Source organism: Candidatus Burkholderia verschuerenii (genome assembly GCF_001189365.1).
In the GTDB taxonomy this organism is placed as follows: Bacteria; Pseudomonadota; Gammaproteobacteria; order Burkholderiales; family Burkholderiaceae; genus Caballeronia; species Caballeronia verschuerenii.
Genome location: NZ_LFJJ01000074.1, coordinates 1 through 13,134, shown reverse-complemented (window position 1 = coordinate 13,134; position 13,134 = coordinate 1). Strand labels below are relative to the sequence as shown.

Sequence of the window (13,134 nt, the reverse complement as noted above, 5' to 3'; positions counted from 1 at the left end):
GTTCTCGCTCCAGATTGGACACGAGAACCTCGATTCCCTTACGTCCTACGATCGTCTCCCGCACACCATAAGTCGATCATAGAACATGTTGGATTTATGTAAAGTTATTTCTGGGACGGAACACTAGCCGGTCTGTTCGCCTTGTCCGCTTCCGGCGATGACGACGCAGCGCGCATCAACCGGGGCAACGATCCGTTCCTGCATGTATCGAGCACGATCAGCGGTTGCCCGACGCCGCAGGGTCCGTTCGTCACTCAGCAGGAATGGCTCGACGAAGCGCATTACCGCATCGAACGCGGCAACAGTTGCTGGATCGCCGGGCGCTGCCGGCTGTCGAACAGCTACGACTACGACAAGGACATCGCGGAGAGCGTCACGCGGCGGCTGAACGCGCTGAGCGCCGCGATGGACTGGCGCGATAAAACCAGCCTGTGGTTGACCATCCAGCGCCGCTTCATCTATCTCGACGGCTGCGTCTCGCGCGATTTCGACCGCGCGCATTTCGTCCCGGCGCTCGGCGAAACCGCCGACGTGGAACGCGTGATCGACCGCACGAAGGTGCATCCGTGAGATTTGGCATAAGCTAGTCCCAACAGATGCGATGCCCGAAGGCTTCGCCATGAAAACGATCTTCAAACAAGCGATAGGCTGGCTCGTCTGCTGCGTGCTGATGCTCGCGGCGCTTGCGTCATTCGGCGCGTCGGCGGCGCAGGCGCCTGTCTATGTGATTCCGTTGAACGGCGCGGTCGGTCCGGCCAGCGCGGATTTCGTCGTCCGATCGATGGATCGCGCGGCGCATGCGCAACTGATCGTGCTCGAACTCGACACGCCCAGCGGCCTCGATCTCTCGATGCGCAAGATCATCCAGTCGATCCTCGCGTCGCCGGTGCCGGTCGCGGCGTTTATCGCGCCGGGCGGGGCGCGGGCGGCGAGCGCGGGCACGTACATCGTCTACGCGAGCCATATCGCGGCGATGGCGCCCGGCACCAATCTCGGCGCGGCGACGCCTATCCGGATCGGCGCGGGCGAAACGTCGGACAAGGCGGCGAGCGCGTCTCAATCGACCGAAACGCGAAAGCAGATTCAGGACGCCGCCGCCTACATTCACGGTCTCGCGCAGTTGAGAGGACGCAACGCGCAATGGGCCGAGCGCGCGGTGCGCGAAGCCGTCGCGCTATCCGCCGACGAAGCGCTGGCGCAAAACGTCATTGATCTGACGGCGACGAACGTCCCCGATCTGCTGACCAAACTCGATGGTCGGCGTGTCCGTATAGCATCCGGCAAACGCGTGCTCGCCACGAAAGACGCGCCGCTCGTCGCGCTGCAACCCGACTGGCGCAGCCATTTTCTGGCGACCATCACCGACCCGAGCATCGTGCTGATCCTGATGATGGTCGGCGTCTACGGCCTGTTCTTCGAGTTCGCCAATCCGGGCTTCGTGCTGCCGGGCGTCGCGGGCGCAATTTCCTTGCTGATCGGCCTGTTTGCGTTGCAACTGTTGCCAGTGAATTTCGTCGGACTGGGATTGATCGTGCTCGGACTGGGCTTTTTGGTCGCCGAGTTGTTTCTGCCGACGTTCGGCACGCTGGGCATCGGCGGGATGGCGGCCTTTGCGATCGGCGCGCTGATCCTGATCGATACCGACGCGCCCGGCTTCGGCATTCCGGTGGGCGTCATCGCGGGGCTGGCGCTGTTCACGGCGCTGTTCGTGTTCACCGTGTCGAGCGTCGCGTTGAAGGCGCGCAGGCGGCCCGTCGTGATCGGCAGCGAGGCGATGCTCGGCAGCATCGGCGTGATGCTCGGCGGCGACTGGGCGCAAGTTCACGGCGAGCGCTGGCGCGTGCGGGTGGCATCGGCATCGGCGGAAACGGATGCGCTGCCCGCGCGAGGCGAACGCGTGCGCGTCATTGCGCGCGACGGTCTCACGCTGACGGTTGAAGCGCTGATCAACGAACACACAGACTGAGGCACAAACAAAATGGGTTTCACATTCGGTTTTTCCGGCGTCGTCCTGGTTCTGGTCATCATCGTGCTGCTGTCAGCGGTGCGGATTTTTCGCGAGTACGAGCGCGGCGTCGTGTTCATGCTGGGCCGCTTCTGGAAGGTCAAGGGGCCGGGGCTCGTGCTGATCATTCCGGCCATCCAGCAAGTCGTGCGGATGGACTTGCGCACCGTCGTGTTCGATGTGCCGCCGCAGGACGTCATCACGCGCGATAACGTGTCGGTGAAGGTGAATGCGGTGGTGTACTTCCGCGTCGTCGATCCGGAGAAGGCGGTGATTCAGGTCGCGCGCTTTCTCGATGCCACCAGCCAACTCGCGCAAACCACGCTGCGCGTGATTCTCGGCAAGCACGAACTCGACGAACTGCTCGCCGAACGCGAGCGCCTGAATAGCGACGTCCAGCAAGTGCTCGATTCGCAGACCGATGCATGGGGCATCAAGGTATCGAACGTGGAGATCAATGACGTCGACATCAACGAGACGATGATTCGCGCCATCGCCCGTCAAGCCGAAGCCGAGCGCGAGCGACGCGCGAAAATCATCCACGCGGAAGGCGAATTGCAGGCGTCGGAAAAGCTGTTGCAGGCGCCGCAAGCGATGCAACTCCGCTACCTGCAAACGCTGACGACGATCGCCGGCGACAAGAGTTCGACGATCGTCTTTCCGGTGCCGGTCGATATCGTCAGTGCGGTGATCGACAAGCTCGGCAAGCGAGAAGGTTGATGCTTAGACGAGCGCGGGGAAATCGATCGTCGTATCGTTCACGCGGTTGAACAGGTTCGTGAAGTTGATGACGCTCATCGCGAACAGGGCGTCGGTGATCTGCGCATCGGTGTAGCCGGCTTCGCGCACCGTGTTCAGCTTGCGTTCGTCGAGCGTGCCGCGCGTGCTCGCGAGCGTGCGGACGAAGCGCACGAGCGCATCGCGTTTGGCATCGCCAGTGGCTTCGCCCGCGCGGATCTGCTGCGTTTGCGCTTGCGTCAAGCCGACCATCTTGCCGACTGCCGTATGCGCGGCGGCACAGTAATCGCAACCCGCGAGTTCGCTGACGGCGAGCTTGACCGCTTCGACATCGGCTTTGCTCAAAGTGCTTTTCGCGAGCACGGCATCGCCCGCCATTGCCGCGCCGAGTGCGGCCGGGCTATGCGTCCCGATCGCCGCATACGCGTTCGGCACGCGGCCGGCGGCGCGCTTGATGGTTGAAAAGAGCTCGGCGGTGACGCCGGTTGCTTCGTTGATATCGAGTTGGGAAAGACGCGACATGATGGACTCCGCTTCAGTTCGTTGACCGTTTGCATGACTGAACTGTAGATTCGCGGCGCGTTCGCGTGAATGCGCGATCGGTTCGGAAACCCGCGCGATCGTCTCATTCGCTGTAGAGTGTTGCGACGCCCGACCTTCCGACTCATCCTTCATGGACTATCTGACGAGCCTTCGCGTCTTTTGCACGGTCGTCGAAGCCAAGAACTTCGCGCGCGCCGCCGATATTCTCGGGCTGTCGCCGCCGGTCGTCTCGCGCGCGATCTCCGGACTCGAGGAACGGCTCGGCAGCCGGCTGTTTCATCGCACGACGCGGCAGATTTCGCTGACGGAAACCGCCGAGCGCTTTTTCACCGACTGCACGCGTCTGCTCGACGAATTGCAGGCAATGGAAGAACGCGCCTCGAAGCGCTCGGGCGAAGCAACCGGCCTGTTGCGCCTCGTCGCCCACACGACGGTGATGATGAACCGCTACGCGCCGATGGTCGCGAGCTTCCGGCGCGCGCATCCGCATGTGCGGCTCGACGTGACGCTGACGGAGCGGCCCGTCGATCTGGTCGGCGAAGGCTACGATCTCGCCATCGTGCTGCCCTTCATGCTGTCGACGGATACGGTCGTCACGCGTCAGCTCGAAATCATTCCGCAGGTGCTGGTCGCGAGTCCCGCGTATCTGGCCGCGCGTCCCGCGCCGCGTCATCCGTCCGAGTTGTCCGATCATACGTTCGTGCCGATGTCCGCGTCGATCCGCAAGCCGTCGCTGACATTTCGCATCGGCGGGAAAGAGGTGATCGTGCCGCTCGCTTACGACATTTCGTCGAACAGCGCTGTGTTCAATCGCGAAATGGTGATGGAAGGGCTGGGCATCGGCGTGCTGCCGAGCGCGCTGATCGACCGCGAAGTGGCCGCGGGCCGGCTCGTTACGCTGCTCGACGCCTACGAACTCGTCGGCGCGGCCACCGATATCCGCCTCGCCTACAGCACGCGCGCGCTGCTGCCGGCCAAGGTGCGCGCCTTCGTCGAGCATGCCGTGCGCTTCTGCGACGAGCGGCCTTACGTGCGCTCGGAAGCGCTTTCCGTCGAAGCGCAACAAGAATAGACCGGGCATTCTTGTCGCCGGCGTCATAGTCTCATGACGCCGATGCGCATTGACCTAGTGCATATGCACGATTAGTCTACCGGACTAAGACGGACGATGAATTTTCGTCCTTTGCCAATCCGAACGGTGCATATGCATATCAATCTGACATGACGACTCCTTCGACTGACCTTCCCTCGACGTCCGCACCCGCGCTGGCGCGGCCGCCGCGCCGGATTCCCTGGATGCTGCTCGCGCTCGGCGCGGTGGCGATCGTGCTGATCGCGGCGGCGACTTACTGGGCGCTGGTGCTGCGTTTCGTCCAGACGACCGACGATGCCTACGTCGGCGGCGACGTGACCGTGCTCGCGCCAAAGGTGAACGGCTTCGTCACCGATGTCCTCGTGCAGGACAACCAGCCCGTGAAAGCCGGTCAGGTGCTGATCCGCCTGGATTCGCGCGATTACGACGCCAAACTCGCGCAAACCGATGCCGAAGTATCGAGCGCGCGCGGGGCCGTGGTCGAACTGCACGCGAAGGACGAGTTGCAGGCCGCCGTGATCAACCAGCAGCATGCGGAAGTGCGCGCGTCGACGGCGGAACTGACGCGCAGCGGGCAGGATCGCGTGCGCTATCGCGAACTCGTCAAGGACGATGCCGTATCGAATCAGATCGTCGAACGCGCGGATGCCGACTACACCAAGGCGCAGGCCGCCGTCGATCGCAGCGGCACGGCGCTGCTCGTGGCGAAGCGGCAACTTGCCGTCATCGAAGCGCAGATCGCCGATGCCGATGCCAGCGTCGCCACCGCCGAAGCCGCGCGTCGCGTCGCGCAACTGAACGTCGGCTACACGACGATCACGTCACCCGTCGATGGCTACGTCGGAAATCGCACGGCGCGCGTCGGCGTGCTGGCGAACGTGGGTACGGCGCTGTTGACGATCGTGCCGTCGAGCGGTCTGTGGGTCGATGCCAACTTCAAGGAAGATCAGCTGAAGAAGATGCACGCAGGCGACGAAGCCGACGTCGAACTCGATGCCTCGAACATTCCGTTCACGGGCCACGTCGAAAGCCTCGCGCCCGCGACCGGCGCGACCTTCAGCGTGCTGCCCGCCGAAAACGCCACCGGCAACTTCACGAAGATCGTGCAGCGCGTGCCGGTGCGGATTCGCCTCGACGTGCCGAAGGGCGCGGAGTCGGTGCTGCGTCCCGGCTTGTCGGCAACGGTGAAAGTGCATCTGCGCAAGGGGTCGTGATGAATAAAACCGTTCTCGCCGATCCGTCCACCGCGCCCGTCAGGGACCGCGTGCTGGCCTTCGCGCTGATGTGCCTCGGCTTCTTCATGGCCACGCTCGATATCCAGATCGTCGCGTCGTCGCTGAAGGATATCGGCGGCGGCTTGTCCGCGAGTCAGGATGAGTTGTCGTGGGTGCAGACGTCGTATCTGATCGCGGAAATTCTCGTCATTCCGACCTCGGGCTGGCTCTCCAAAGTGTTTTCCACGCGCTGGCTGTTTTCCGCGTCGGCGGTCGGCTTCACGATCACCAGCATGCTGTGCGGCATGGCGTTGGACATCAATTCGATGATCCTGTTTCGCGGTCTGCAAGGCGCGCTCGGCGCAGTGATGATTCCGACCGTGTTCACGACCGCCTTCGTGTTGTTCCCCGGCAAGCAGCGGCTGATCGCGTCGACGACCATCGGCGCGCTGGCCTCGCTTGCGCCTGCCATCGGGCCGGTGATCGGCGGATGGATCACCGATCAATGGTCGTGGCACTGGCTGTTCTATCTCAACGTGGTGCCGGGGCTGGTCGTCGCGTTGCTGGTGCCGAAATACGTGCATATCGACTCGCCCGATCTGTCGCTGCTGAAGAAGGGCGATTATCTCGGCATCGTGCTGATGTCGGGTTTTCTCGGCTGCCTCGAATACGTGCTCGAAGAAGGCCCGCGTAAGAACTGGTTCGGCGACGACATCATCGTGACGTGCGCGTGGATTTCGGCGATCTGCGGCTTTCTGTTCATCGTGCATGCGCTGACGACGAAGGAAGCGATCGTCGATCTGCGCGCGCTCGCGGTGCGCAACTTCGGCATCGGCAGTTTGCTGTCGTTCGTGATCGGCATCGGGCTGTTCACGTCAGTGTTTCTGACGCCGGTGTTTCTCGGCCGCGTGCGCAGTTTCGATTCGCTGCATATCGGCTATGCGCTGCTGTCGGTCGGCTGTTTTCAGTTGCTGTCGATCGGCTTGTACGGCTTCGCGTCGCGTCATATCGACATGCGGATTCTGCTGGTGTTCGGGCTCGTGTGCTTCGGACTCGGCTGCTATCTCTATACGCCGCTGACGCACGATTGGGGCTGGCAGGAACTGCTGTTGCCGCAGGCTTTGCGCGGCATCGGCCAGCAATTCGCGGTGCCGCTTATCGTGACGATGGCGCTCGGTTCGCTGCCGCAATCGCGCCTCAGATCCGCAAGCGGGCTGTTCAATCTGATGCCCAATCTCGGCGGCGCGATCGGCATCGCGGTGAGCGCGACGATGCTCAACGACCGGCTGAATCTGCACTATCTGCGGCTCAACGAAAGCGTGCCGGTCGGCCGTCCCGAGATCGAGGCGATGCTGTCGCGCAGCAGCGCGCATCTCGCGTCCGTCGCGGGCGATGCGCTCGATGCGTCGAGCGCCGGGCTCGCATCGCTGCATGCGCTGGTGATGCGCGAGGCGCTGACGCTGACCTTCGCCGATTGCTTCTACGTGCTGGCGCTGTGCTTCGTCGTCGGCATCGTGAGCGTGTTTTTCGCGAAGCCGATCACCAGCGCGCCGCCGTCGTCGGAAGCGCATTGAACGCCGAATCATCGAGCCGAAACATCATGAAGAAACTTCTTGCCGAAATACTCGCCTGTCTGGCGATGGCCGCCTGCGCCGTGCAACCCGCGACGCACGCCGACTTGCCGACAACCGTCACCACGACCGCGCCCACGAACTGGATGGTGGACGCGCCTCGAGCCGACGCCGATCCCGCCGCATGGTGGAACCAGTTCAACGATCCGGTGATGCACGAACTCGTCGCCTCCGTGCTCGACAGCAACCTCGACTTGCAAGCCGCCGTCGAGCGCGTGAAGCAGGCGCAGGCGCTGACGGTGCAGCGTCGCGCGGCGCTGCTGCCGCAACTCGATGCGAACGCGGGCGCGTCCGATTCGCGTCAGAACACACCGCCGCCGCTCGGCTATGTGCGTCAGGCGGGCGTGGGTCTGGCGCTGAGCTGGACGCCAGATGTGTTCGGCGGCGAGCGGCTCGAACTGCTGGCATCGCAGGCGCAACTGGTCGGTCGCGAACATGCGGCGGATCAGGTTCGGCTCGCGCTCGCGGCGAACACGGCATCGGCTTATGTCGATTTGCGTTGGGCGCAAGCGGAATTAAAAATACTGAAGGATAACGAATCAATTCGTGAACGCGCGCTCAAGCTGACGCAACGGCGTTTGCAATACGGCCTGTCGACCAAGCTCGATGTCGCGCGTGCGCAGAATTAGCTGAGCGATCTGCAATCGCGCATTCCGCGCACGCAGGCTTCGATCCAGCATCAACTGAGTCTGATCGCGATCTACTCGGGCCGCACGCCCGAATCCGTCGACAAGCTGATGCTCGCCGATGCCGGCCCCGCGCCCGTGATTCCCGTGCCCGCGAGCGGCGCGCCGCAAATGCTGCCGTCCGATGCGCTGCTGCGCCGTCCGGATGTGCTGGTCGCCGTATGCAGGCGTGCAGCAGCGCGCGGCGGAAGTGGGCGTGGCGCGCGCGGAGCGCTATCCGAAGTTCTCGCTGCGTCTGACCGATGGCTTGCTCGCGTCCTCGTATCTCGGCTTGCCGACGCTGACCGACAACCTGTTTTCGGCGGCATTGAACGCGATCAGTCCGATCTTCAACGCGGGACGCATCACCGCCGATATCGAGCAAAACGAGAGCAAGATGCGCGAGTCGGAACTGCATCTGCGGCAAACGATGTTCGAAGCGCTGAAGGATGTCGAAGACACGCGCAACGATCTCGTCAGCACGAACGAGCAGACCGCGCGCCTGACCGATGCGCTGGCGTCGTCGGATCAATCGCTGACGCTGTCGACGCAGCTGTACAAAGGCGGCGCGGCCAGTTTTCTTGACGTGCTCGATGCCCAGCAAGCCTATCTGCGCGATGCCGATGCGCTCAATCAGTCAAAGCGCGAGCACGCGTTGGCGGCGGTGGCGCTGTACCGGTCGCTGGGCGGCGGTTGGAGCGTGACGGGCGACGATTCCGTGATGACGGCGAGCACATCCACGAAGGAGACGAAATGAGCCTGATCGAAGAAACCACCGCCGGCCTCGACGGCCTCGCGCAATTGCGCAAGCTGATCGCGAGCGGGCGCAAGCCGGGCATTTTGAGGTCGCTGGAATTCGATTTCATCGAGGTCGAAGCGGGCCGCGCCGTGTTCGCGGGCGTGCCGGGCGATCACGCGTATAACCCGATCGGCACCGTGCACGGCGGTTACGCCGCGACGCTGCTGGATTCCGCGTGCGGCTGCTCGGTGCATTCGTGCCTCACCGCGACGCAGGCCTACACGACGCTCGAACTGAAGGACGCGTGCTGTCGATTGGAAAGCGCGCGGCTTTCGCGGAAGCGACGCTCAAGGATTTGAGCGGACGGCTGTTTGCATCGGCGACATCGACCTTGTTGGTGATGGAGCGGCAAACCTAGCGCTTACTCGTCGTCTTCGTCGTCTTTCTTGCAGACTTTATATGTCAGCCAGTTCAGCGTGCGTCCATCGGTGACGGCTTTTCGATGCGCGGCGTTCAGCGTGAGGTAGCCGTAAAAGCTGCTGTTCTGATCGACGATCACGGGTGGATCGTTCGCGAACGGGTTGCACGGACTCTCGGGCGACAACCTCGATCCATAGCGGCCGGTTTCGTTGAAGATACTTTGCGCGGAGATTTCCGAGCCGTATCGGCCGCTTTCGTTTTGAACGGATTCGGCATCCGTATCGGAACAGTTCAGGCAGCCGAGATACACGTCGTGATCCGCGCCGCCGTAGAGCATCAGTTTCGCTTGCGCGTGTGCGGTCGCGCAAAGCGACATCAGCACGATCGGAGCGAGCAGTCTTCTCATGCGCATATCGTATTGAGCCCGGTAAAGACAGGTATTCTAACCGGACGTGCAAGCATGAAAAAGCCCGGCTCCGTAACGGAGACCGGGCTTTAGCTTAGCCGGAAGAACGACGCGTTACTTCACGCTTTCCAACGCCTTGCGCACCGTGCCGAAGATCTGGTCGATCTGATCGTCCTCGACGATCAGCGGCGGCGAGAACGCGAGGATATCGCCGGTATAACGCACCAGCACGCCCGCTTCGAAGCACTTCACGAACACTTCGTAAGCCCGCGCGCCCGGCGCGCCTTCGCGCGATTCGAGCTCGATGCCCGCCACGAGATCGAGATTGCGGATGTCCTTCACATACGGCGCGTCGCGCAGCGCGTGAGCGGCGCTTTCGAACTTCTCCGCCTTCGATGCCGCGCGATCGAACAGCTTGTCGCGCTGATACAGATCGAGCGTGGCGATGGCCGCAGCCGTCGCGACCGGATGCGCCGAGTACGTATAGCCGTGGAACAGCTCGATGGCGTTCGCCGCGCCCGCATTGACGATCGTGTCGTGCACGTTGCGATGCGCCGCCACCGCGCCCATCGGGATGGTCGCGTTGTTGATCGCCTTGGCCATCGTCATGAGGTCCGGCGTCACGCCGAAATATTCGGCGGCTGTGGCCTTGCCCAGACGTCCGAAGCCGGTGATGACTTCATCGAAAATCAGCAGGATGCCGTGCTTTGTGCAGATGTCGCGCAACTTCTGCAGATAGCCCTTCGGCGGCACCAGCACGCCCGTGGAACCGGCCAGCGGCTCGACGATGACGGCCGCGATGGTCGACGCGTCGTGCAGCGTGACGAGGCGTTCCAGTTCGTCGGCGAGATGCTCGCCCCACGCGGGCTGGCCCTTCGAGAACGCGTTGTGGGCGAGGTCGTGCGTATGCGGCAGATGATCCACCGACGGCAACAGCGCGCCCGAAAACGTCTTGCGATTCGGCGCGATGCCGCCGACCGAAATGCCGCCGAAGCCCACGCCGTGATAACCGCGCTCGCGGCCGATCAGTCGCGTGCGCTGGCCTACGCCGCGCGCGCGGTGATAGGCGATCGCGATTTTCAGCGCCGTATCGACCGATTCGGAACCCGAATTCGTGAAGAAAATGCGGTCGAGGCCTTCGGGCATCAGATTGGCGACCTTGGTCGCGGCTTCGAAGGCGAGCGGGTGGCCCATCTGGAACGTCGGCGCGAAATCGAGCGTGGACAGCGCCTTTTGCACAGCTTAGACGATCTCGTCGCGGCAGTGGCCCGCGTTCACACACCACAGGCCCGCGCAGCCGTCGAGCACTTCGCGGCCATCGGTCGAACGGTAATACATGCCCTTCGCGCTCTCGAGCAGGCGCGGCGCGGCCTTGAACTGGCGATTGGCGGTGAAGGGCATCCAGAACGACGACAGATCGTCGATGACGGGGCGGGCATTCATGACAGGCATCTCCTCGGAAAGAACAGTCACTCTATTCCTCGATAAATTTGCGCGGCATAGACAGTTTCGCCACTGCGTTGCCAACTGTGCTGGCAAAATGCAACGAACTGTATTGGTCCACGCGGCGACACCGCGCTATCCTCGAACGATGATCGAATTCAAGCTGGAGCGCGGCTCGCGGCAGTCGCCCACGCTCGTAGAACAACTGGTGCAGGCGTTTTCCTCGGCGATCGAGGAGCAGACGCTGCGCGCCGGCGTGCTGCTGCCGTCCGTGCAGCGGCTGGCGGAAAGCCACGCGCTTAGCACCTTCACGGTGACGGAAGCGTATGGCAGGCTCGTGTCGATGGGCCTCGTCACCGCGCGGCGAGGCTCGGGCTATCGCGTCGCCGTGCGCGGACACGGCGAGCGGGCGCGCGCCGTCGGGTCCGTCGATTGGCAGCCGCCCAGTCTTACCGCGACCTGGCTTCTGTCCGACGTGTTCGCCGATCATTCGGTTCCGATCAAATCGGGCTGCGGCACGCTGCCGAACGAATGGGTCAACGAGACCGGCCTGCAACACGCGTTGCGCGCGGTCGGGCGCGTGCCGGCGGCGCGCATCGCGGATTACGGCCATCCGTATGGTTTCGCGCCGCTTCGCGAGCGAATTGCCGAGCAACTGGACCGCCACGGCTTGCCCGTCGATGCCGCGTCGAACGTGCTGCTGACGGCGGGCGCGACGCAAGGGCTCGATCTCATCGTGCGAACGCTGCTCCGCGCCGGCGATGCGGTGATCGTCGAAGATCCCGGTTATTGCAATCTGCTGCAGATCTTGCGGCTCGCGGGTTTGCAGGTGCACGGCGTGCCGCGCACGGTCGCGGGCATCGATACGGATGTGTTCGAGCGGCTGGCGATCGAGCATCGGCCGAAAGCGGTGTTTCTCAATACGACGCTGCAAAATCCGACCGGCGCGACGTTTTCGATGGCGGCCGCGTTCCGCCTGATGCAGATCGCCGAGCGCCACGGTCTCTGGGTCGTGGAGGACGACGTGAACCGCGAGCTTGCGCCCGCCGGCGCGCCGTTGCTCGCCGCGATGGAAGGGCTGAATCGCGTGCTTTATGTCGGCGGATTCGCCAAGACCATCACGCCTGCCTTGCGATGCGGCTATGTGGTCGCGGAGCGCGACGTGTTGCGCGAACTGGCGCGCACGAAGATGGCGGTGGGTTTGACGTCGTCGGAAGCGACGGAGCGGATCGTCGAAAAGGTACTGACGGAAGGGCGCTATGCGCGGCATGTGGAGGTCGTCGTCGAGCGGCTGAAGGATGCCCACGCGCTCGTCGAGGAGCGCATGGACGCGCTCGATATCGACTTGTTCAGACGTCCGCGCGCGGGTTTGTTCGTGTGGGGCACGTTGCCGATCGATCCCGCCGATGCCAGCGATGTCGCCACGCGCGCGCTCGAACACGGCATCTGGCTCGCGCCCGGATCCTACTTCCGTCCCGACGATGCACCGAGCGCCGCGTTCCGCTTCAACGTGCCGTACTCGCTCGACGATGCGTTGTGGGAGTTTTTGCGGCGGCAGGCGATCCGCGCTTAAATCGCGAGCCGCGCCTGCAAGCGCTCGCACACGTCCTTGCACCGCACGGGATTGAGCGGATCGCACAGGCGGATGGTCAGCGTCGGCGGTTCCGCATGCAGCCTGCCGGACGCTTCCCACAACACGACGGTCTGCGTGCCGTTGGAAACCTGCACGATCCTGAAAACGGCAAGATCGATCTTCGTCAGTTCATGAGGTTCGATCGAACGATGCATGATGTCCTCGACGCGATTCAAACGTGCGAGCCATCATGCAAACACCGTGCCGATCGACGCGCGCCGGGTGCCGTCGATAACCGCACGCGCGCGTTTGTCATTTACAGCGTGACGCGCTTGAAAAAACGAAATACCCGCTCAATGCAGGCGTTTTCGTCGGACGAGATGCTCAGGAAGAAGACGATTCCTTCGATGCATCCGGCGCGCTCGCCGGTTCGGCGACGGGCGTCGTCGCGACCGATGCGATGGTTTCGACCGGCGCGGGCTGCGATGTCGCGCGCTTGCGTTTGACGGTAGGCTTGGCCGTCTTTTTGGCGGCCGTCTTTTTGTGCGCCGAGCATGCGCAACAGCTTGGGGGTGCAAGTTCCCTGTCCAGCCTGATGGGGCGAAGGCCTAGTGAAACGCAAGGGCGTCGTTGTGAGGCGGGGTCTGAAGGAAGCGTGTAGCAA

11 protein-coding genes and 3 pseudogenes are annotated in these 13,134 nt (G+C 63.4%); 9 read left to right on the top strand and 5 right to left on the bottom strand.

Translation table 11 applies throughout. From position 1 onward, the window contains the following. Positions 1-141: 141 nt before the first annotated feature. Genes BVER_RS14535 through BVER_RS14525 form a run of 3 tightly spaced genes read left to right on the top strand, consistent with a single transcriptional unit; the run spans position 142 to position 2,725 of the window. The gene (locus tag BVER_RS14535; protein ID WP_370444256.1) at positions 142-570 is read left to right on the top strand and encodes a BON domain-containing protein; all 429 of its coding nucleotides are present in this window, start codon (positions 142-144) and stop codon (positions 568-570) included. Between the two features lie 49 nt (positions 571-619). Continuing rightward, complete coding sequence (locus tag BVER_RS14530) at positions 620-1,966, top strand: NfeD family protein (protein WP_050453910.1); 1,347 nt, start codon at positions 620-622, stop codon at positions 1,964-1,966. Positions 1,967-1,978: 12 nt separating this feature from the next. Continuing rightward, positions 1,979-2,725, top strand: coding sequence for a slipin family protein (locus BVER_RS14525; RefSeq protein ID WP_050453909.1), 747 nt, complete (start codon positions 1,979-1,981; stop codon positions 2,723-2,725). Positions 2,726-2,728: 3 nt separating this feature from the next. On the opposite strand, the gene BVER_RS14520 is transcribed toward BVER_RS14525, so the two are convergent. Beyond that, positions 2,729-3,265 (bottom strand): carboxymuconolactone decarboxylase family protein, encoded by a 537-nt coding sequence (locus tag BVER_RS14520; RefSeq protein ID WP_050453912.1) that lies wholly within the window; start codon positions 3,263-3,265, stop codon positions 2,729-2,731. A gap of 151 nt (positions 3,266-3,416) precedes the next feature. Here BVER_RS14520 and BVER_RS14515 point away from each other — a divergent pair, with 151 nt between their 5' ends. The 5 genes and pseudogenes from BVER_RS14515 to BVER_RS14495 all read left to right on the top strand — a co-directional run bounded on the left by BVER_RS14515 (position 3,417) and on the right by BVER_RS14495 (position 9,046). Continuing rightward, positions 3,417-4,358 (top strand): LysR family transcriptional regulator, encoded by a 942-nt coding sequence (locus BVER_RS14515; RefSeq protein ID WP_050453908.1) that lies wholly within the window; start codon positions 3,417-3,419, stop codon positions 4,356-4,358. A gap of 149 nt (positions 4,359-4,507) precedes the next feature. Beyond that, the gene (locus tag BVER_RS14510) at positions 4,508-5,593 is read left to right on the top strand and encodes an HlyD family secretion protein (protein ID WP_050453907.1); all 1,086 of its coding nucleotides are present in this window, start codon (positions 4,508-4,510) and stop codon (positions 5,591-5,593) included. After that, positions 5,593-7,167 (top strand): DHA2 family efflux MFS transporter permease subunit, encoded by a 1,575-nt coding sequence (locus tag BVER_RS14505; protein ID WP_050453906.1) that lies wholly within the window; start codon positions 5,593-5,595, stop codon positions 7,165-7,167. Before BVER_RS14510 ends, BVER_RS14505 begins: the two co-directional genes overlap by 1 nt. 26 nt (positions 7,168-7,193) lie before the next feature. Beyond that, a pseudogene (locus BVER_RS14500) lies at positions 7,194-8,646 on the top strand (efflux transporter outer membrane subunit). Next, positions 8,643-9,046 (top strand): annotated as a pseudogene (locus tag BVER_RS14495) (PaaI family thioesterase). The pseudogenes BVER_RS14500 and BVER_RS14495 overlap by 4 nt, the downstream one beginning before the upstream one ends. Positions 9,047-9,049: 3 nt before the next feature. Here the strand turns inward: BVER_RS14495 and BVER_RS14490 are convergent. Both BVER_RS14490 and aptA read right to left on the bottom strand, forming a co-directional pair. Beyond that, positions 9,050-9,454: a hypothetical protein gene (locus BVER_RS14490; protein ID WP_157056074.1), complete on the bottom strand. Its 405-nt coding sequence runs from the start codon at positions 9,452-9,454 to the stop codon at positions 9,050-9,052. A gap of 114 nt (positions 9,455-9,568) precedes the next feature. Beyond that, positions 9,569-10,897 (bottom strand): annotated as a pseudogene (gene aptA, locus BVER_RS14485) (omega-aminotransferase AptA). 148 nt (positions 10,898-11,045) lie between these two features. Between aptA and BVER_RS14480 the strand changes: the two are divergent. Next, the gene (locus BVER_RS14480) at positions 11,046-12,470 is read left to right on the top strand and encodes an aminotransferase-like domain-containing protein (protein ID WP_050453904.1); all 1,425 of its coding nucleotides are present in this window, start codon (positions 11,046-11,048) and stop codon (positions 12,468-12,470) included. On the opposite strand, the gene BVER_RS14475 is transcribed toward BVER_RS14480, so the two are convergent. After that, a complete protein-coding gene (locus tag BVER_RS14475; RefSeq protein ID WP_157056073.1) occupies positions 12,467-12,685 on the bottom strand; it encodes a hypothetical protein in 219 nt (72 codons plus the stop codon). The two genes, BVER_RS14480 and BVER_RS14475, sit on opposite strands and share 4 nt — an antisense overlap. 101 nt (positions 12,686-12,786) lie before the next feature. Then, the gene (locus BVER_RS14470; protein WP_050453902.1) at positions 12,787-13,026 is read right to left on the bottom strand and encodes a hypothetical protein; all 240 of its coding nucleotides are present in this window, start codon (positions 13,024-13,026) and stop codon (positions 12,787-12,789) included. Positions 13,027-13,134 lie beyond the last annotated feature (108 nt).

What these genes read in the sequence shown, in the direction of transcription:
- BVER_RS14475 (WP_157056073.1), bottom strand. Translation starts at nt 12,685, where the DNA reads ATGCATCGTTCGATCGAACCTCATGAACTGACGAAGATCGATCTTGCC.
- BVER_RS14520 (WP_050453912.1), bottom strand. Translation starts at nt 3,265, where the DNA reads ATGTCGCGTCTTTCCCAACTCGATATCAACGAAGCAACCGGCGTCACC.
- BVER_RS14490 (WP_157056074.1), bottom strand. Translation starts at nt 9,454, where the DNA reads ATGAGAAGACTGCTCGCTCCGATCGTGCTGATGTCGCTTTGCGCGACC.
- BVER_RS14505 (WP_050453906.1), top strand. Translation starts at nt 5,593, where the DNA reads ATGAATAAAACCGTTCTCGCCGATCCGTCCACCGCGCCCGTCAGGGAC.
- BVER_RS14510 (WP_050453907.1), top strand. Translation starts at nt 4,508, where the DNA reads ATGACGACTCCTTCGACTGACCTTCCCTCGACGTCCGCACCCGCGCTG.
- BVER_RS14470 (WP_050453902.1), bottom strand. Translation starts at nt 13,026, where the DNA reads ATGCTCGGCGCACAAAAAGACGGCCGCCAAAAAGACGGCCAAGCCTAC.
- BVER_RS14530 (WP_050453910.1), top strand. Translation starts at nt 620, where the DNA reads ATGAAAACGATCTTCAAACAAGCGATAGGCTGGCTCGTCTGCTGCGTG.
- BVER_RS14515 (WP_050453908.1), top strand. Translation starts at nt 3,417, where the DNA reads ATGGACTATCTGACGAGCCTTCGCGTCTTTTGCACGGTCGTCGAAGCC.
- BVER_RS14480 (WP_050453904.1), top strand. Translation starts at nt 11,046, where the DNA reads ATGATCGAATTCAAGCTGGAGCGCGGCTCGCGGCAGTCGCCCACGCTC.
- BVER_RS14525 (WP_050453909.1), top strand. Translation starts at nt 1,979, where the DNA reads ATGGGTTTCACATTCGGTTTTTCCGGCGTCGTCCTGGTTCTGGTCATC.